Below are 18691 nucleotides of genomic sequence, written 5' to 3' on the forward strand. Positions count from 1 at the left end.
CATGCCGCAGCTCCTGCTCGACCGGCCGGCGTTCACCCGGACGGCGTTCGACCCGGTGGCGGCGCTCCGCCGTCGCTCCCTCCTGATCGGGGGCGCCGGCCTCGGCGCCGGGATCCTGCTCGGCGGGTGCGGCACGGACGACGGCGAGCCCGCCGCCTCCGGCTCCTCCGCGCCGGCCGAGCGCCAGGTGCAGACCGACCAGGGGCCGGTCACCGTGCCGGCCAACCCGTCCAAGGTGGTCGCCGCCGACTACTACGGCGCGTTCGCCCTGGTCGACCTCGGTCTCATCCCGGTCGGGGTGGGCGGCGGCAACTACGAGACCACCGGCGCGTACTACGGCGACAAGCTCAAGTCGGTGCCGGTCACCGGCGACTACACCGAGCCGGACGTGGAGAAGATCGCGGCGGCCGGGCCGGACCTGATCCTGCGCACCATCGACACCCCGGCCGCCCTCTACGAGCAGCTCACGGCGATCGCGCCGACCGTGGTCATCTCGTTCCAGAAGCTCTCGCTGCTCGAGGTCGCCAACCGGCTCGGTGAGGTCCTCGGGCGCACCGAGCAGGCCACGGCGCTGCTCGACTCGTACGATCAGAAGACCAAGGGCGTGGCGCAGAAACATGCGGAGGCGCTGGCCAAGTACACCTTCTCGTTCGTCCAGGTCGCCTCGGACACCACGTTCTGGACCCTCGGCCCGGCCTGGACCGACACCACCGTGCTGCTCGACTGCGGCGTCCGGCTCGCCGAGCCCTCCAAATCCCAGACCGAGCAGACCGAGGAGTACTCGTTCGAGAAGGTCGGTGTGCTCGCCGACAGCGGCGTGCTGCTGATCCCGGCGGGCCCGGACGGCGTCACCGCGTCACCCGACAACGCCGCCCTGACCGGCACGGCCGCCTGGAAGAACCTGGCCGCGGTGAAGGCGAACCACGTCTACCCGATCGTCTCCGGGGCGTCCTCGCTCGGCACCGGCATCCAGCTGGCCGAGCGGATGGACACCGTGCTCACCCAGCTCGCCACCGCCTGACGGCATGGCCGGCGACGACGGCACGACCGGCTCACCACCGCCCGACGGCCCGGCCGGCTCACCCGGCTCGCCACCGCCCGACGGTACGACCGTGCTCCGCCGCGCCCTGCGCCGCCAGCGGGCCCGGGTCGCGGCGGGGGTGGCCCTGCTCTGCACCCACCAGGCGGCCGAGGCGCTGGTCCCGGTGGCGATCGGCGTCGTCATCGACCGGGCGGTGGCGACCGGCTCCACCCGGGCGTTCCTGCTCTCGCTCGCCGGCCTCGCCGTGCTCTTCACCGTGCTCGCGCTCGCCTGGCGGTTCGGCGCCCGCAACGCCTACGCCGCCGTCGAGCACGAGGCGCACCTGACCCGGGTCGAGCTGGCCGGGCGGGCGCTCGACCCGCGCGGCCTGCACGGCGGCCCGCGCCGCGGCGAACTGCTCTCCATCGCCGCCTCCGACGCCGAGCTCTCCGCGCTGGTGGTCCGGGCCTGCGGGCTCGCCGCCGCCGCGGTCACCGCGCTGCTCGTCGCCGCGATCGCCCTGCTCGTCATCGACCTGCCGGTCGGCGCGGGGGTGCTGGCCGGCGTACCCCTGCTGGTGTGGGGCCTGCAGCGGCTCGCCCCACTGCTCACCCGGCGCGGCGCCGCCCAGCAGGCCGCGCTCGCCGGTGCCACCGCGTCCGCCGTCGACCTGGTGGCCGGGCTACGGGTGCTGCGCGGGATCGGCGCCCAGCACCACGCGGCCCGCCGGTACGCCACGGCCAGCCGGAACGCGCTGGACGCGACCCTGCGGGCGGCCACAGCCAAGGGGCTGCACCTCGGGCTCGTCACCACGGTCAACGGGCTGTTCCTGGCCGTGGTGGCGGCGGTCGCGGGATGGCGGGCACTGCACGGGCACCTGACCATCGGGGAGCTGGTCGCCGTGGTCGGGCTGGCCCAGTTCGCCGCCGAACCCGTGCAGACCCTCGGCTTCTGCGTCCAGCTGCTGGCCGCCGCGAAGGCTTCGGCGGGGCGGGTCGCGGGCGTACTGGAAGCTCCGTCTCTTGATCCTGGTGGGGAATCTCCCGCGCCGCCGCCCGCGGCGACCAGGCTCTCCCTCGACGACGTCGGCCACGGCAGCCTGCGGGGGCTCACGCTGCACGTCGACGCGGGGGAGGTCGTCGGCGTCCTCTGCCCGCCGACCGATGCGGACGCCCTGGTCAGGCTGCTGACCGGGCAGGTTCCGCGCGGCGACTACCGGGGTACGGTCCGGATCGACGGCGTACCGATGGAGACGCTGGAGCTGGACGCCGTCCGGGGCGTCCTCCTGGTCGAACAGCACGATCCGGCCCTCTTCGCCGGGTCGCTGCGCGCCAACCTGGTCGCCGCCGGGGACGACGACCGGCTCCGGCGGGCCCTCGCGGCGGCCGGAGCCGAGGATGTGCTGACCGCTCATCCGGACGGGCTCGACCATCGGCTCACCGAACGCGGCGCCAACCTCTCCGGTGGGCAGCGGCAGCGGGTCGCGCTGGCCCGGGCGCTCGCCACCGACCCGCCGCTGCTGGTGCTGCACGAGCCCACCACCTCGGTCGACGCGGTCACCGAGGCGCTGGTGGCCGAGGGGCTGACCGCTCGCCGGGGCGCCGGGCCACGCGGCACGCTGCTGATCACCAGCAGTCCGGCGCTGCTGCGGGCCGCCCACCGGGTCGTCGTGCTCGACGGTGGACGGGTGAGCGCCGAGGGCAGCCACGAGGAGCTGGCCGCGATGCGGCCCGAATACCGGCAGGCGGTGCTCCGATGACCCGGCTGCCGACCGCGACCGCCGGGCAGACCTGGGCGGCTCTGCGTACCGAGTTCGCCCGGCGGCGGGGGCTCTGCGTCGCCACCGCCGTCCTGCTGGTCGGCGCGGCCGCGTCCGGGCTGGTCGCGCCCTGGGTGCTCGGCCGGCTCGTGGACGACGTGACGGCCGGGAACGACCGGGTGTGGTTCCGGTTCGGGGTGCTCGCGGCGGTCGCCGTGCTGGCCGGACTGCTCACCGCCGCGGGTGCCGCCGTCGCCGCGCGGCTCGGCGAGACGGTCCTCGCGCACCTGCGGGAACGCGTCGTCGACCGGGCGCTGCACCTGCCGTCGTCCACCCTGGAACGCGCCGGGACCGGGGACCTGGTGTCGCGGGTCGGGGACGACGTCGCCGTGGTGGCGAACGCGATCACCGGGAGCGGGCCGGCGCTGGCCGGGGCGGCGCTCGCCGTGCCGCTCACCCTGGGCGGGCTGGTCACCCTGGACTGGCGGCTCGGGCTGGCCGGACTGGTGGCGGTTCCCGCGTACGCTCTGGCACTGCGCTGGTACCTGCCGAGGTCGACGCCGTACTACGCGCGGGAGCGGGTGGCCACCGGGGAGCGGTCGCAGGCGATGGCCGAGGCGCTGCACGGGGCCTGGGCCGTGCGGGCGTACCGGCTGGAGGAGACCCACGTGGGGCGGATCGCCGATCGGTCGGCGGCCGCACGGGATCTCGCGCTGGACGTGTTCGGGGTCTACACGCGGTTCGGGTCGCGGATCAACCGGGCCGAGTTCGCGGGTCTGGCGGCCGTGCTGGCCACCGGGTTCCTGCTGGTCCGCGCGGACGCGGTCACCGTGGGGGCGGCGACGGCGGCGGCACTCTACTTCCACCGGCTCTTCAACCCGATCGGCCTGCTGCTGCTGGAATCGGACACGGTGCTGCAGTCGGGCGCCGCCCTGGCCCGCCTGGTCGGGGTCGCCTCCCTGCCGGCGTCTCCATCTCCGGCCCCGGACCCGGCCGCGTCTCCGTCTCCGGCTCCGTCTCCGTCTCCGGCCGCGTCTTCGTCTCCGGTCTCTGCTCCGGCTCCGGCTTTCGTGTCGGCCGTGCCCGGCACTCGCGGCCGTGCCGCCTCCGTCGTCGGTGCCGCGCTGGCCGTGACCGTGCCGTGGCACCGTTATGACGACGGGCCGGTCGTGCTGACGGACGTCACGCTCACCCTGGCGCCGGGAGAGCACGTGGCGCTGGTCGGGGCGAGCGGTGCCGGGAAGTCCACACTCGCCGGTATCGCCGCCGGGGTCGTGACGGCCGCCGCCGGGCAGACGCTGCTGCGGGGCGTACCGCTGAGTTCGCTCGGTGAGGACCGGGTACGCCGCGAGATCGCCCTGATCAGCCAGGAGGTGCACGTCTTCGCGGGCACCCTCGCCGACGACCTGCGTCTCGCCCGCCCGGACGCCACCGACGCGCAGCTCGCGGCGGCCCTGGACACGGTCGGCGCGACCGGCTGGCTGGACACGCTGCCGGACGGGCTCGGCACCGCGGTGGGGGAGGGCGGTCACCACCTGACCACGGCGCGGGCCCAGCAGGTGGCGCTGGCCCGGCTGATCCTCGCGGACCCGGCGGTCGCGGTGCTGGACGAGGCGACCGCCGAGGCGGGCAGCGCCGGTGCCCGTGACCTGGACCGTGCCGCCGCGGCCGCGACCGCGGGCCGGACCACGCTGATCGTCGCGCACCGCCTCACCCAGGCGGCCGCCGCCGACCGCATCGTGCTGCTCGACCACGGCCGGATCGCCGAGGAGGGCACCCACGCCGCCCTGCTCGCCGCCGACGGCCGCTACGCCCACCTCTGGCGCGCCTGGAGCCCATAGCGTCGCGTGGGTGGGGGTCAGCGGGGGTCGAGGTGGGTCAGGCCGGGGATGGGCCGGCCGGTGGTGGAGTGGGAAGGGTGGCCGAGGAGGGTGTGGATGTGGCGTTCGGCGCGGTCGGTGAGGACGTGGACCCAGCGGGGGGCCTCGCGGGTGGCCTGATCCGGGGGTAGGCCGATGATCTCGACCAGCAGGAGCTCGGCCAGGCGGTGTTTGCGGAGAGCGGCGACGGCGAGGCGCCGGCCCGGGCGGGTCAGGATCAGGCGGCGGTCCGGGGCCAGGCGGACCAGGCCCCGGCGTTCCAGGCGGGTGATGTTCTGGCAGACCAGGGGGAGGCTGTTGGCGGTTCGCTCGGCGAGGCGGGCGCGTAGCGGTGGTATCCGGTCCTCCTCGAGTTCGAGGATCACCCGGAGGTAGGTCTCGGCGACGTGGCCGGCCGTCACGGCGTACGGCCTGCGGGAGTTTGCCCTTTTCTTCCTGCCTGTCGGATCCGGCGATGCGCGGTCATCGGCACTCCTGTGGGCACGTGGACACGCGGAGAGGAAAGGCTAGCCTTACCAAACAAGGACATCCACTTGTTTCGATCTTCCCCAATAACTTAGCTTAGGCTTACCTAACTAAGGGGTGCGGTTGTCATGTCCTTGACAAAGGATTCCTGAGTTGTCCTCGCGCGAAGTCACCGAAGGACTGGCCGCGGCCGTGGTCGCGGCGGGACCACCACCCCGGCCCGTGCCGGCGGAGCCCTGGTCGGTGCGGGCGCTGGTCCCGTACGACGGTGACCCGGAACTGGTGAGCCGATGGATGAACGAGCCGCACGTGGCGCTCTTCTGGGAGCAGGACTGGTCGCCCCGGCGCTGGGCCGAGACCATCGCCGAGCAGCTGGCCGGCGACTGCACCCGTCCCTACCTGGTGTCCCGGGAGGGCACCCCGCTGGCCTACGTCGAGGTGTATCGCACACCCCGGGACGTGGTCGGGCGGCACTACCCGGCCGACCCGTACGACCTCGGCCTGCACCTGGCGATCGGCGACCGGGCGCAGACCGGCCGCGGACTGGGGCGGGAGATGGTCCGCGCCCTGGTGACCGCCCTGCACCGGGCCGACCCGCGCTGCCGCCGGGTGCTCGCCGACCCGGACGAGCGGCACACCATCGCCCGCCGGATGTTCACCGGCGCCGGCTTCGGACTGCTGGGCGTCCGCGACCTGGGCCACAAGAGGGCCGCGCTCTACGCCTACGACCTGACGCTGTCGTCCACACGAGGAGGAAGTCGCGCATGACCGCACCCCTGAGCCTGGAACGCGTACGCCACGACGTCGCCGAGGTGCTCGACGAGGAACCGGGCAGCTTCACCGACGACGAGAACCTGCTCGACCGTGGTCTCGACTCGATCCGGCTGATGAGCCTCGCGGTCCGCTGGCGGGAGGCCGGCGCCGACACCGGATACCTGGAGCTGGCCAAGGAGCCGACGGTCATCGCCTGGTACCAACTGCTGGAGGGCACCCGTTGAACGGCACCGCGGAGAAGACCGACGTCGTCGTGATCGGCGGCGGACCGGGCGGGTCGACCACCGCGACCCTGCTCGCCAAGCGCGGCCACCGGGTCGTACTCCTGGAGAAGGAGACCTTTCCCCGTTATCAGATCGGCGAGTCGCTGCTGCCGTCCACCGTGCACGGCATCGGGCGGCTGCTCGGCGTGACCGAGGAGCTGGAGCGGGCGGCCTTCACCGTCAAGCGCGGCGGCAGCTTCCGCTGGGGCACCAACCCGGTGCCGTGGAACTTCCTGTTCGCGCTCGCCCCGGAGCTCTCCGGGCCGACCTCCTACGCCTACCAGGTCGAGCGGATGAAGTTCGACGACATCCTGCTGCGCAACGCGGCCCGGTGCGGGGTGGACGTCCGGGAGCAGAGCCCGGTCACCGAGGTCCTCGCGGACGGGGAGCGGGTCCGCGGGGTGCGCTACACCTCGCCGGACGGCGTGCCGCGCGAGGTACACGCCGCGTTCGTGGTCGACGCCTCCGGCAACCGCAGCCGGGTGCACCAGCACGTCGGCGGCGAGCGGATCCACTCGGAGTTCTTCCGCAACATCGCGCTCTTCGGGTACTTCGAGGGCGGCCGGCGGCTACCGGCCCCGGACAGCGGCAACATCCTCTGCGCGGCGTTCGACGAGGGCTGGATCTGGTACATCCCGCTGTCACCGACCCTGACCAGCGTCGGCGCGGTGATCAGCCGGGAGCACGCCGCGCGGCTCCGGGGCGACCAGGAGAAGGCGCTGCTCGGGTTCGTCGACCGGTGCGCGATCGTCCGGGACTTCCTGAGCGAGGCGACCCGGGTCACCGAGGGCGTCTACGGCGAGATCCGGACCCGCAAGGACTACTCGTACACCAACTCGACGTTCCACCGGCCCGGGATGGTGCTGGTCGGGGACGCCGCCTGCTTCATCGACCCGGTCTTCTCCACCGGGGTGCACCTGGCCACGTACGCCGGCCTGCTCGCCGCCCGGTCGATCAACAGTGTCCTCGCCGGTGACCTGCCCGAGGACCGGGTCTTCGCCGAGTTCGAGGGCCGGTACCGCCGCGAGTACCGGGTGTTCTACGAGTTCCTCTCCGCCTTCTACGACATGCAGAGCGACGAGGAGTCGTACTTCTGGAAGGCCCGGAAGGTCACCGACATGGACGCGACCGACCTGGAGGCGTTCGTGACCCTGGTCGGCGGCGTGCACTCCGGCGAGCAGGCGTTCCTCAACGCCTCCGCGGACCTGTCCGAGGCGGTCGAGCGGACCGGGAGCATGCAGACCGCGACCGGCGACGAGATGCACCACCTCTTCGGTACGCCCGTCGTCCGCGAGGTCATGCAGGAGATGAACAACGTGCAGGTGCGCGGGGTGCTCGGTGCGTCCGTCAAGGAGGAGCCGCTGTTGCCGGACGGCCTGGTGCCCGCCTCGGACGGGCTGTCCTGGGTGGACCCGGCCGCGGCCCGCTGACCGCCATGCCGGTGATCGACGTCGGCGGCGTCCGACTGAACTACGACGAGCAGGGTGCCGGGCCGGGCGTGCTGATGCTGGCCGGCACCGGCGCCCGCGGCCGGACCTGGCACCTGTACCAGGTCCCGGCGCTGGTGCGGGCGGGATTCCGGGTGGTCACCTTCGACACCCGGGGCATCCCGCCCTCGGACACCCCGCCGGTGGTGACCATGCCGGACCTGGTGGCGGACGCGGCCGGGCTGATCGAGCGGCGCGGCCTCGGCCCGTGCCGGGTGATCGGCTCGTCGATGGGGTCCCGGGTCGCCGCCGAGCTGTGCCTGCGGCGCCCGGAGCTGGTCGACCGGGCGGTGCTGATGGCCACGTTCGGGCGCCCCGGCGCGTTCCTCGACGCGATGTCGGCGGGGGAACGGGCCCTGGAGAGCTCCGGGGTGAAGCTGCCGGCCGAGTACCGGGCGGCGATGCGGGCGGCGGTCAACCTGTCGCCGCGCACGCTCGCCGACGACCGGGCGGCCCGGGAGTGGGTGGAGGTGTTCCAGGTGCCGCTCGCGGGGGAGCCGGACGGCGCCGCGTCGCGGATGGAGACCGACGACGGCGTGGACCGCCTGGCGGCGTACCGGAAGATCGCGGTCCGCTGCCTCGTCCTCGGCTTCGGAGACGACCTGATCGCCGCGGCGAGCGGTTGTCGCGAGGTCGCCGGGACCATCCCGGGCGCGCGGTACGCCGAGATCGCCGACGCCGGTCACTACGGCTACCTGGAACGACCAGAGCCGGTCAACGCGGCGATTCTGCACTTCTTGACAGAGGAGCGTGCATGAGCACCGTATCCGTGCCCGACACCGGCGCCGAGCTGATCCTCGGGTACCGGCCGGGCGAGTCGTCGCTGTTCGCGTCACCCCGCGGCACGATGCTCGCCGAGGGCGCCTACTTCGCCGTCCCGCCGTCCGGCCGCCCCGACGGACAGGCCGACCTGGCCCGCCGGGTCCGCGCCGCGCTCGGTGTCGCCGACGCGGCCGGTCACCCGGTCCGGACCGTGGTCGGCGCGGTCCCGTTCGCCGCCGGCGCCGACGCGTGCCTGATCGTTCCCCGGCGCCTGCACCGGGGCGGCGCACCGGCCGCCGCCGCGTACCGCGTCCTGCCGTCGGGTATCCGCGCGCTGCGCCCGGTCCCGGAACCGGAGCGGTACCGGGAGGCGGTGGCCCGCGCGGTACGGCAGATCCGGGCCGGGGCGTACACCAAGACCGTGCTGGCCCGGTCGCTGCGGGTGGAGGCGCCCGGCTTCGACCCGGCACCGTCCGTCCGGGCCCTGGCCGCCCGCGATCCGGGTGGCTACACCTTCGCCGTGGACCTCGGTGCCGGGCGTACCCTCTTCGGCGCGAGCCCGGAGCTGCTGGTCTCCCGGCACGGCCGTACGGTCACCGCCAACCCGCTCGCCGGTTCGGCGGCCCGCAGCGCCGACCCGGCCGAGGACCACCTGCGGGCCGCCGCGCTGCTCGCCTCGGTCAAGGACCGGCACGAGCACGCCATGGTCGCCGATCAGGTCGCCGCGGTGCTCGACCGGTACTGCACCTCGCTGACCGTGCCGCCCACCCCGTCGGTGACCGGCACCGCGACCATGTGGCACCTCTCCACGCTGATCACCGGGGAGCTCGCCGACGACGCGGTCACCGCGCTCGAGCTGGCCACCGCGCTGCACCCGACCCCGGCGGTCTGCGGCACGCCGACCGGGGCCGCGCGGGCCGCGATCGCTGAGCTGGAGGCCTTCGACCGGGGCTTCTACACCGGCATGGTCGGCTGGGTGGACGCGGACGGCGACGGCGAGTGGGCGGTCACCATCCGCTGCGCCACCGCCGATCCGGACGGTCTGGACCTGTTCGCCGGTGCCGGGGTGGTGGCCGATTCCGATCCGTCGGCCGAGCTCGCGGAGACGACCGCGAAACTGCGCACCCTGCTCGCCGCGCTGGGCCTGGAGGAGTCCGATGTGGCCTGAGGACGTCGCGGCCCGCTATCGCGAGCGGGGCCACTGGACCGGGCGGACCCTCTTCTCGCTGCTGGCGGACCGGGCCGCCGACGCCGCCGACCGGGTGGCGGTCATCGACGGCGAGCGCGAGGTCACCTATGGCGAACTGTATGGCCGCGCGTTGCGCTCGGCGGCCGGTTTCCAGGCGCTCGGGGTACGCCCGGCCGACCGGGTCGTCGTCCACCTGCCCAACTGTGCCGAGTTCTACGAGGTCGTCTTCGGGCTGTTCCGGCTCGGCGCGGTGCCGGTCTTCGCGCTCCCGGCCCACCGGGCGGCCGAGATCGGCTACTTCTGCTCGCACACCGCCGCGGTCGCCCTGGTGACCACCGGCGCCGGTCCGGCCGAGGCCGCCGGTGACGCCGCGGTGATCACCGACATCGCCGCGATCGACGGTGACCCGGACCTGCTCCCGGCCGGGCCGGACGCCGGGGACCTCGCGTTCCTGCAGCTCTCCGGGGGCAGCACGGGGCTGCCGAAGCTGATACCGCGGACACACGACGACTACCTGTACAGCGTCCGGGAGAGCGCCCGGATCTGCGGGCTCACCGCGGACAGCGTCTACCTGGTGGCGCTGCCGATCGCGCACAACTTCACCATGTCGTCGCCCGGCATCCTCGGCGTCATGCACGCGGGCGGCCGGATGGTGCTGGCCCGGCGGCCCGACCCGGAGACCGTGTTCCCGCTGATCGCGCGGCACGGCGTCACCATCACGGCCGTCGTCCCGCCGCTGGCCCACCTGTGGCTGGATGCGTACCGTAAGCCGGTTTTCGACAGTCTCGAAGTGCTTCAGGTCGGCGGCGCGAAGCTCTCCAGTACCGTCGCCGCGCGGGTCGGGCCGGTGCTCGGGTGCCGGCTGCAGCAGGTCTTCGGGATGGCCGAAGGCCTGGTCAACTACACCCGCCTGGACGACCCGGACGAGATCGTGCTGCACACCCAGGGACGGCCGCTCTCCCCGGACGACGAGATCCGGATCGTCGACGACCGGGATCGCCCGGTGCCGGACGGGACCGTCGGGCATCTGCTGACCCGGGGGCCGTACACGATCAGGGGCTATTGGCACGCCGACGAGCACAACCGGGAGGCGTTCACCGCCGACGGCTTCTACCGCACCGGTGACCTGGTACGCCGTCGCCCCGACGGCTACCTCGTGGTCGAGGGGCGGGCCAAGGACCAGATCAACCGGGGTGGCGAGAAGATCGCCGCCGAGGAGGTGGAGAACCACCTGCTCACCCACCCGGCCGTGCACGACGCCGCCGTCGTCGCGGTGCCCGACCCCTACCTCGGCGAGCGGACCTGCGCCTACCTGGTCGCCCGCGCCGGCGAGACCGCGCCGACCCCGTCCGAGATCCGGGCCTACCTGCACGACCGGGGTCTCGCCGCTTTCAAGATCCCCGATCGGGTACGGATACTGCCCGCGTTCCCGGTCACCGGGGTCGGCAAGGTCAGCCGCCGGGAGCTGCGGGCCGCGCTGCGAGCCACCGCTGAGCGGGGCTGACCCCGTGCTGCCGCGGATCACGCCGTACCCGATCCCCACCGGGTTCGGCATCGACAAGGCCCGCGCCGGGTGGCGACCCGATCCGCGGCGGGCCGCGCTGCTCATCCACGACATGCAGAACTACTTCCTCGCCCCGTACGGCACCGCCGACCGCGCCCTGCTCGCCCGGGTGGTGGAGAACATCCGCCGGCTGCGCGGACACGCCGCCGAGCACGGCATCCCGGTCTTCTACTCGGCCCAGCCCGGCGGCCAGAGCCTCACCGAGCGCGGCCTGCTCCAGGACTTCTGGGGTGACGGACCACCACCCGACGAGCGGGCCCTCGCCATCGTCGACGCGCTCACCCCCGGCCCCGGCGACATCCGGCTCACCAAACGCCGGTACAGCGCCTTCGTCGGCACCCCGCTCGCCGGGCTGCTCGGCGAGCGCGACCAGCTCATCGTCACCGGCGTCTACGCGCACATCGGAGTGCTCGCCACCGCCCTCGACGCGTTCATGCGCGACATCCAGCCGTTCGTGGTGGCCGACGCGGTCGCCGACTTCAGCCCCGCGTACCACCGCGACGCGCTGCGCCACGTCACGCAGAGGTGCGGCGTGGTCGCCACCACCGGGGAGATCGCCGAGAGCCTGGCCGTCGCCTCCGCCACCACCGAGAGGGTTCCCATGATCCCGCAGGAGACTGACGTGTACGACCTGGTCGGCATCGGTTTCGGCCCGTCCAACCTGGCCCTGGCGATCGCCGTCGAGGAGCACAACGCCCGCTGCCCGGAACCCGGCGACCGGCTCCGCGCGATCTTCCTGGAGCGGCAGGACAGCTTCGGCTGGCACCGGGGCATGCTCTTCGAGGACGCCACCATGCAGGTCTCGTTCCTCAAGGACCTGGTCACCATGCGGAACCCGGCCAGCGACTTCAGCTTCGTGTCGTACCTGCACGCGCACGACCGGCTCGCCGACTTCATCAACTACCGCAGCATGTACCCGCTGCGGATCGAGTTCCACGACTACCTCTGCTGGGCCGCCAACCGGATGCGGGGGAACGTCCGGTACGGCCACACCGTCACCGACGTGGTCCCGGCCGCGGACGGCACGCTGCTCGACGTGATGGTCGACGGGCGGCCGTTCCGGGCCCGCAACGTCGCGGTCGCCGTCGGCCTCGAGTCCAGCCTGCCACCCGAGGTCCAGCCCGGCGTCCGGGTATGGCACAACCTGGACATCCTGCACCGGGCCGCGAAGTTCGAGGTGGCCGAGCCGCAGCGCTTCATCGTGGTGGGCGCCGGCCAGAGCGCCGCCGAGAGCGTCTCCTTCCTGCATCAGCGCTACCCGAGCGCGGAGATCTGCTCCGTCTTCCACCGGTACGGCTACAGCCCCGCCGACGACAGCAACTACGCCAACGGCATCTTCGACCCGGAAGCCGTCGACCTCTACTTCGACGCGCCCGCCGACGTGAAGCGGATGCTCTTCGACTACCACCGCAACACCAACTACTCCGTCGTCGACGGCGAGCTGATCACGGATCTGTACCGCCGCGCGTACCGGGAGAAGGTCCTGGGCCGGACCCGGCTGCGGATGCTGAACGCCTCCCGGGTCGCCGCCCTGGCGCCGCGCCCGGACGGCGTCACCGCCGTGGTCGAGCACCTGCCGACCGGGCGCCGCACGCCGCTTGCGGCCGACGCGATCGTCTTCGCCACCGGGTACCGCCCGGTCGACACCGCCCGGGTGCTGGGCGCCGCGGCCCGCCACTGCGCCCGCGACGAGGAGAACCTGCTGCGGGTCGCCCGGGACTACCGGGTGGCGACCGAGGGCCTGACGGCGGGCATCTACGTCCAGGGCGGCACGGAACACGCCCACGGCATCACGTCGACGCTGCTCTCGGCGGTCGCGGTCCGCTCCGGCGAGATCGTCGCGTCGCTCGCGGCCGGCCACCGCGGCCCGCCCGCCGTGGCGGCTTCGTTCGTGAGTCCCGGTACACGGGCGTGAGATCGTTGACGGGTGGATGTGCGGGCGGCGGTTCTCGGCGATGAAGGCGGCTTCATGGCACTGGCGGCGGGCGTGGAGCCGTGGTTCGGCCCGATGGTCGCGGATCCGGGCTTTCGCGAGGCGTTGCACCGGAACATCGGGCGGGGCAGCGCGTTCGTCGTCCGTGGGGCGGGTGATCATCTGCTCGGCGGCATCCTGACCGGTGGCCGATCGCCGGCGTACCGCATCAACTGGCTGGTCGTGGACGAAGCAGCCCGGCGAGGCGGGGTGGGGAAGGCCCTGGTCGATCACGTGACGAGCCGGTGCCCGCGTCCCGGCACCGTGGAGGTGGTGACCTTCGGCGACGACCATCCGGCGGCTGACCCGAGCGGCGCCCGAGCCTTCTACGAACGACTCGGTTTCACCGCCGCGGGCACCGCACCTGACGGCCCCGAGGGCGGCAGCCGCCAGCGCTTGCGTCTCCCGCTCGACTGAGCGCGGGATGGGCGTTCTCGGTCGTTGCCCGTGTTGGGGGTTATCCACAGCCGGGGTTTGTCCACAGGGTCTCGGGTCAAGATCGCTGTTTTGTGCCACTGTTCCGTTAGGGATGGGGGTTTCCCCCGGTCGGGGTGGGCCCCGACTGGCCGGACTTGATCAACATTTCATGATCAACTGCGGGGATGATCTTGGTAGCTGGTGCTCTGGGGTGTGTCGGCGGGCTTGAGTGACCCGTGAGTTCCAGCTTTCCCGGGGTGGCTGGTGTTCAGGGGTCTGTCGGGCGCCTGAGACACCCCGGATCGCCAGCCGACGGGCCTGAGACACCCCGGATCGCCAGCCGACCGGGGCCGAGGCACCCCGGATCGCCAGCCGACCGGCCGAGGCGCCCTGGGCCAGCCCGGGAGATCACGCCTGCGCTGCCGTTCCGCCCGTGGGCCGGCGCCGAGTCCGTGCGTCGCTCGCGTGCCTCACCCGGGTGACTAGTGTGCCCAGCATGAGCGAATCCGGTCTGGTGGCGCGACGGCAGGCCGAACTGCGGCTGCGGGTCGGTGAACATCTCCGCGGCGGCGAGGAGTGCGGGGCGGCGCTCTGGGTCGCTCGCGTCTCCGGGCTTCCGATGGTCGCCCGGGTCACGCGGTGGCAGGGTGCCCCGCAGGGCGTGCTGGGCTTCGGCGGCTCGGTGCTGCCGGAGAACCCGGAGAGCGGGTTGTCGGGAACCGCCGCCGACCTGCACCGGCACCTCCCGGAGAACGACGCGGCGGCCGCTCTGGCGCTGACCGGGGACCGCGTGATGCTGCTGCTCGCGGCCGATTCCCCGCCGCCGGAACCGGCCGGATGGGTGCGGCGGCTGGTCGGCCGGGGTGCACCCGAGCCGCTGCCCGCGTTGACGCCGGTCTGGGAATGCCCGCGGTCCGGTCTGGCGGGCGCCGAGGCCGGTGACCCGGAGGGCGAGTTGCGGCTGCGCTTCGCGGACGGGTCGGGCCTCGCGGTGGCCGCTCCCGCGATGCTGGCCCTGCCGTTCGCCACGCAGGTGTCCCGATGACCCGGATGACCCCGATGACCCCGGGGACGCCGGTCGCCGCGGTCCGGCGTGATGCGGTCGCCGCCGTCCTCGCCGCCGAGAGCGACGTCGTCCTCTCGTGTGTCGTATCCGTACGGGACGAGACCGGTTCATGGACGGAATCGGACGCGGCGAGCGGATTCGGCATCGGCGACGACGGGTTCGGCGTGGCGCTCCGGACGAGGGAGGTCTGGCGGCACTACGACCGGGCCGAGCCGTGGGACGGCGAGGTCTGCTGCATCCTGATGCACTGCCCGGCCGGTGCGGTACGGCTGCGCGCCACCGACGCCCGCGGCGGGTACCTCGCGGAGGTGTCCGAGACCGGTCTCGCCCTCCTGCTGTCGCCGGTGGGAGCGTACGTCGAGGTGACCGTCGAGTACGGCGACGAGCGGCCGCCGGAGCACCTCACTTTGCACGTCCTCGACGCGGAGCAGGACGCGCTGCCGCCCTGGGAGCGGTCGTCGTAGCCGGAGGTGCCGGTGTCAGGGCCGGGGCTCGTGGCGTACCGGGAAATTGACCGAATTGGCGATGAAGCAGACCTTGTGGGCGCGCTCGTGCAGCTCGTCCAGGAGCCCGGCCTGGGACGGGTCGGCGAGGGCGACCCGGGGGTGCAGAACCACCTCGTCGAAGCTGCCGCTGCCGTCGGCGGTCGTGGTCATCGTCCCGGTCGGCTGGTCCGAGTACGCCGTGACGACGACCTTCGCCCGGGCGCACTCGTGCAGGAACGACAGCATGTGGCACTGGGACAGCGCGGTGAGCAGCAGCTCCTCCGGATTCCACCGGGCCGGATCACCCCGGAACGTCGGGTCGGCGCTTCCCGCGATCGGCTCCTTGCCCGCGGCGGTGACATCGTGGGCGCGGGAGTAATCGCGGTAGCCGCTGGTCCCCGTCCCGGTGTTCCCGGTCCAGGTCACGCTCACCTCATACCGATGACTCTTCGACATGCTCCTCCTCGGTGTGGTGAGACCGAGTCTATGCGGGCTCGCCGGAGGAGAGGTCCGTGTCCTACTTCCGGCCTCGGGTCAGGAACACGACGCCGAGGAAGAGGACGGCCAGGCCCAGCGACGCCCAGCCCCAGATCAGGATGTCGGCCCCGGTGGGCCGGTGCTGGCCGCGGAGGTACCAGAAGATCCCGCCGCCGACGATCATCAGGAACACCGTCGTCACGCCCGCGACGACGGCCCGCTGTCCGGGGGTCATCGCCGCCTCCGCTGGTAGGGCGGCGTGCGGAGGGCGCCGCCGGGGTCGGCCATGATGTCCGCGACGCTGCGGCCGCCGATGGTGATCCGGCCGAGCACCGCCGTCCGGGCCTGCTCCGCCTGTTCCTCGGCGGCCTGGATGGCGTCGCGGACGTGTTCGCCGAGCGTGAGGTTGTCGATGGTCCGCCGGGCGTTCGCGGCGATCCGCACCTCGCGCAGCGTCCCGTCCGGGCCGACGACGGCGGTGACGGCACCGTCGGCGACCACGGCCTCATGCGGCTCGGTGGGCGGGTTCTCGGCGGCCTCCGCGGCGTCCGGGTCGGGCGGGGCCTGGCCGGAGACGTCGGCGAGCACTTCGGCCAGTGCCTGCCCGGCGCGGGCCCGGGCGTCCGCGACCGCGGCCACGCACGCCTCGCCGAGGGCCGTGGCGTCGAGGTCGCGCAGCGCGTACGGGGTGTCCCCGAACGCTTTCCCATCAGCGCTGATGTTCTTCCCGGCCGTCCGCATCGTCTCCGTTTCGAGCGACGTCACCGCGTCCCCTCTCGACACTCCGGTCCCCGGACTCCGCAGTATTCTGCCAGACCGCCGCGCCCCGCGTGGCCCGCGACAGTCCACCACATCGGCTCACGGAGAAAACTTCCCGCCCACCGCCCCACCGCATCATGATCAATTGAGCACGAACGATGTCAGATCGAATGCCAAACCTTTTTCGCGTACGCCGGAAATGCGGCCGGTCGTGACGCCGTGGGAGGCCGGTTCACCGGTGGTCGAGTTCCTTCTCGAAGTCGATGGCGTCGGGGGCACCGCCGAACTCGTCGGCGACCTCGCCGGCCACCTCGTCCGGGTCGGTGTGCCGGTCGCCGGCGGCCATCGCGGCGTCCGCGGCGGCGAGCGGCCGGTGGCCGGTGGTCAGGACCGCGACGCCGATCAGCACGGCGACGGCGCCGACGACGAACGGGACGTGCATGTTCCAGTGGTCGACCATCTTGCCGGCCGCGTACGGGGCGAGCCCGCCGCCGATGAAGCGCACGAAGCCGTAGGCCGCGGAGGCGACCGGCCGCTCGACCGGGGAGACCAGCATGACGGCCTGGGTGGTCAGCGTGTTGTTGATGCCCGCGACGACGCCGGACGCGATCACGCAGACGATGACCGTCCAGCGGTTGCCGGTGAAGAGGCCGATGATCAGGATCAGGACGGCGAAGAGGCTCAGTGCGCCGTACAGGGAAGGTGCCGTTCCGAATTTTCGCTGCAGCCAGGGTGCGCCGGTGATCGAGAAGAACGCGAGCAGCAGGCCCCAGGCGAAGAAGACGAAGCCGAGCTGGGTGGCGTCGAGCTCCATCGGGTACGGGGCGTACCCGAGCATGGTGAAGAAGCCCCAGTTGTAGAGCAGCGCGGTGACGCCCATGGTGAGCAGACTCCGGTGCCGCAGCGCCTTGATCGGCGCGGAGAGCGGGGTCGGTACGGCGGGTTTGGGCAGCGGCTCGACCAGCACGACCGTGGCCAGCAGGGCGATCGCCATCAGTACGGCGACGCCGAAGAACGGGCCGCGCCAGCTGATGTCGCCGAGCAGGCCGCCGATCAGGGGTCCGGCGGCGATGCCCAGGCCGAGCGCGGCCTCGTAGAGCACGATCGCGCCGGCGAAGCCACCGGTGGCGGAGGCGACGATGACGGCGAGGCTGGTGGCGATGAACATCGCGTTGCCCAGGCCCCAGCCGGCCCGGAAGCCGACGATGCCGTCGATCGAGCCGGAGAGGCCGGCCAGCGCGGCGAAGACCACGATGAAGGCGAGGCCGGTGATCAGGGTGGCCTTGGCGCCGATCCGGCTGGCGATCCAGCCGGTGAAGAGCATGGCGACCGCGGTGACCAGCAGATAGCTGGTGAACAGCAGGCTGACCTGGCTCGGGGTGGCGTTCAGGTTGGTCGCGAGCGCGGGCAGGATCGGGTCGACCAGCCCGATCCCCATGAAGCTGACGACACAGGCGAACGCGACGGCGAAGACCGCCCGGGGTTGTCTGAACAGGTTCTGACCGGGAGAGGCACTCACCGGATCACCTCCACTGAGGGAAGGGATATCAGCGGGTGCCACTCTAAGATCCATAACGAGATTATGCAAATTTCCGCCACGGTGACACCTCCGTCGCCGACCTCGTGCTGCAGGTGCCGGCCACGGCGCGGGTGCTGCGGACCGTACGGGAGAAGGTGGCATCCTCCCGAAGCGACGGGCCGCGTGCGGCACGCTCAACTTGACGTTCATCCCTGGCGGCGACGTCTGGTGCCCGGCGGCGACCAGCACACGGATCTGGGTGCAGGTGAGAGTGGTCAGGTCGGCGGCCGGTGGTAGCCGGACGGCGTCGAGCAGGGCGGTCCAGGAAGTGCGGCCGGGTTCCAGGGCTGCGATGAACGAGTACGGCCAGCCCGGGATCATCCGGTGCTCGTCCTTGCCCACGGCCGTAGGCGTGGCAGAACGACCGGTCCGGGCTGGTGTCCGCGTCCGGGTGCAGCCACGGCGACACGTCCACGGCAAGCATCAACCGGCCATCGACGGCCCGTGGCAGTGGCAGCCCGGCCAGATCACGGCGCAGCGCCTGCACGTCGAGCCGGCCGCAGTTGAGCGCGTCGTACATCGCGCCGTGACCCCGGCGGCGCTCCGGGACCGGGCACGGCCCGACGAGGGTCTTGACCGGCCCGTCGGCGCACAACAGGGCGTCGGCCGGCTCGAACAACACGTCCGCCCGCCGGGTCATGCACCGGTAGTACCGTTCCCGGAACCCCGCCAACACCTCGATCGCATCCGCTCGATCCGCCACGATCATCACAACGGCCATCGATCGCTACCGGCCACAGCCCGATCACGCCCATCGCCGCGCAGACGACGC

Annotated in this window: 18 protein-coding genes and 1 pseudogene; 13 read left to right on the forward strand and 6 right to left on the reverse strand. The window is 72.9% G+C overall.

What is annotated here, in order from left to right; genetic code table 11:
* Window position 1: 1 nt before the first annotated feature.
* The 3 genes from AB0M08_RS21035 to AB0M08_RS21045 are packed head-to-tail and all read left to right on the forward strand — an operon-like array spanning window position 2 to window position 4621.
* The gene (locus AB0M08_RS21035) at window positions 2–1021 is read left to right on the forward strand and encodes an ABC transporter substrate-binding protein (RefSeq protein WP_364495603.1); all 1020 of its coding nucleotides are present in this window, start codon (window positions 2–4) and stop codon (window positions 1019–1021) included.
* Between the two features lie 4 nt (window positions 1022–1025).
* Window positions 1026–2780, forward strand: coding sequence for an ABC transporter ATP-binding protein (locus AB0M08_RS21040; RefSeq protein ID WP_364495606.1), 1755 nt, complete (start codon window positions 1026–1028; stop codon window positions 2778–2780).
* A complete protein-coding gene (locus tag AB0M08_RS21045; protein WP_364495608.1) occupies window positions 2777–4621 on the forward strand; it encodes an ABC transporter ATP-binding protein in 1845 nt (614 codons plus the stop codon). The genes AB0M08_RS21040 and AB0M08_RS21045 overlap by 4 nt, the downstream gene beginning before the upstream one ends.
* A 17-nt stretch (window positions 4622–4638) precedes the next feature.
* On the opposite strand, the gene AB0M08_RS21050 is transcribed toward AB0M08_RS21045, so the two are convergent.
* On the reverse strand, window positions 4639–5061 hold the full coding sequence (locus AB0M08_RS21050) for a metal-dependent transcriptional regulator (RefSeq protein WP_364495611.1): 423 nt from the start codon (window positions 5059–5061) through the stop codon (window positions 4639–4641).
* Window positions 5062–5278: 217 nt separating this feature from the next.
* Here AB0M08_RS21050 and AB0M08_RS21055 point away from each other — a divergent pair, with 217 nt between their 5' ends.
* From AB0M08_RS21055 to AB0M08_RS21100, 10 genes are all read left to right on the forward strand, one after another.
* The gene (locus AB0M08_RS21055) at window positions 5279–5893 is read left to right on the forward strand and encodes a GNAT family N-acetyltransferase (RefSeq protein ID WP_364495614.1); all 615 of its coding nucleotides are present in this window, start codon (window positions 5279–5281) and stop codon (window positions 5891–5893) included.
* Entirely contained in the window at window positions 5890–6123 is a 234-nt protein-coding gene (locus AB0M08_RS21060; RefSeq protein ID WP_364495616.1) for a phosphopantetheine-binding protein, read from the forward strand. The genes AB0M08_RS21055 and AB0M08_RS21060 overlap by 4 nt, the downstream gene beginning before the upstream one ends.
* Window positions 6120–7592, forward strand: coding sequence for an FAD-dependent oxidoreductase (locus AB0M08_RS21065; RefSeq protein WP_364495618.1), 1473 nt, complete (start codon window positions 6120–6122; stop codon window positions 7590–7592). Before AB0M08_RS21060 ends, AB0M08_RS21065 begins: the two co-directional genes overlap by 4 nt.
* A 5-nt stretch (window positions 7593–7597) precedes the next feature.
* Window positions 7598–8407: an alpha/beta hydrolase gene (locus tag AB0M08_RS21070; RefSeq protein ID WP_364495621.1), complete on the forward strand. Its 810-nt coding sequence runs from the start codon at window positions 7598–7600 to the stop codon at window positions 8405–8407.
* The gene (locus AB0M08_RS21075) at window positions 8404–9579 is read left to right on the forward strand and encodes an isochorismate synthase (RefSeq protein ID WP_364495623.1); all 1176 of its coding nucleotides are present in this window, start codon (window positions 8404–8406) and stop codon (window positions 9577–9579) included. The genes AB0M08_RS21070 and AB0M08_RS21075 overlap by 4 nt, the downstream gene beginning before the upstream one ends.
* Window positions 9569–11104, forward strand: coding sequence for an AMP-binding protein (locus tag AB0M08_RS21080; RefSeq protein WP_364495626.1), 1536 nt, complete (start codon window positions 9569–9571; stop codon window positions 11102–11104). The genes AB0M08_RS21075 and AB0M08_RS21080 overlap by 11 nt, the downstream gene beginning before the upstream one ends.
* 4 nt (window positions 11105–11108) lie before the next feature.
* Window positions 11109–13079, forward strand: a complete 1971-nt coding sequence (locus AB0M08_RS21085) for an isochorismatase family protein (protein ID WP_364495629.1) — start codon at window positions 11109–11111, stop codon at window positions 13077–13079.
* Window positions 13080–13091: 12 nt separating this feature from the next.
* Window positions 13092–13553, forward strand: a complete 462-nt coding sequence (locus tag AB0M08_RS21090; protein ID WP_364495632.1) for a GNAT family N-acetyltransferase — start codon at window positions 13092–13094, stop codon at window positions 13551–13553.
* Window positions 13554–14049: 496 nt separating this feature from the next.
* The gene (locus AB0M08_RS21095) at window positions 14050–14598 is read left to right on the forward strand and encodes a hypothetical protein (protein WP_364495634.1); all 549 of its coding nucleotides are present in this window, start codon (window positions 14050–14052) and stop codon (window positions 14596–14598) included.
* Window positions 14595–15083, forward strand: a complete 489-nt coding sequence (locus AB0M08_RS21100; RefSeq protein ID WP_364495637.1) for a hypothetical protein — start codon at window positions 14595–14597, stop codon at window positions 15081–15083. The genes AB0M08_RS21095 and AB0M08_RS21100 overlap by 4 nt, the downstream gene beginning before the upstream one ends.
* A 15-nt stretch (window positions 15084–15098) precedes the next feature.
* Here the strand turns inward: AB0M08_RS21100 and AB0M08_RS21105 are convergent, their stop codons facing one another.
* The 5 genes and pseudogenes from AB0M08_RS21105 to AB0M08_RS21125 all read right to left on the reverse strand — a co-directional run.
* The gene (locus AB0M08_RS21105; protein ID WP_364495640.1) at window positions 15099–15560 is read right to left on the reverse strand and encodes an OsmC family protein; all 462 of its coding nucleotides are present in this window, start codon (window positions 15558–15560) and stop codon (window positions 15099–15101) included.
* Window positions 15561–15621: 61 nt separating this feature from the next.
* Entirely contained in the window at window positions 15622–15816 is a 195-nt protein-coding gene (locus tag AB0M08_RS21110; protein WP_364495643.1) for a hypothetical protein, read from the reverse strand.
* The gene (locus AB0M08_RS21115; RefSeq protein WP_364495646.1) at window positions 15813–16346 is read right to left on the reverse strand and encodes a YbaB/EbfC family nucleoid-associated protein; all 534 of its coding nucleotides are present in this window, start codon (window positions 16344–16346) and stop codon (window positions 15813–15815) included. Before AB0M08_RS21115 ends, AB0M08_RS21110 begins: the two co-directional genes overlap by 4 nt.
* Window positions 16347–16572: 226 nt before the next feature.
* A complete protein-coding gene (locus tag AB0M08_RS21120) occupies window positions 16573–17859 on the reverse strand; it encodes an MFS transporter (RefSeq protein WP_364495825.1) in 1287 nt (428 codons plus the stop codon).
* Between the two features lie 231 nt (window positions 17860–18090).
* Window positions 18091–18640: pseudogene (locus tag AB0M08_RS21125) on the reverse strand (transposase); the annotation flags it as partial.
* Between the last annotated feature and the right edge of the window lie 51 nt (window positions 18641–18691).

The organism is Actinoplanes sp. NPDC051851 (genome assembly GCF_040681165.1).
GTDB lineage: Bacteria > Actinomycetota > Actinomycetes > Mycobacteriales > Micromonosporaceae > Actinoplanes.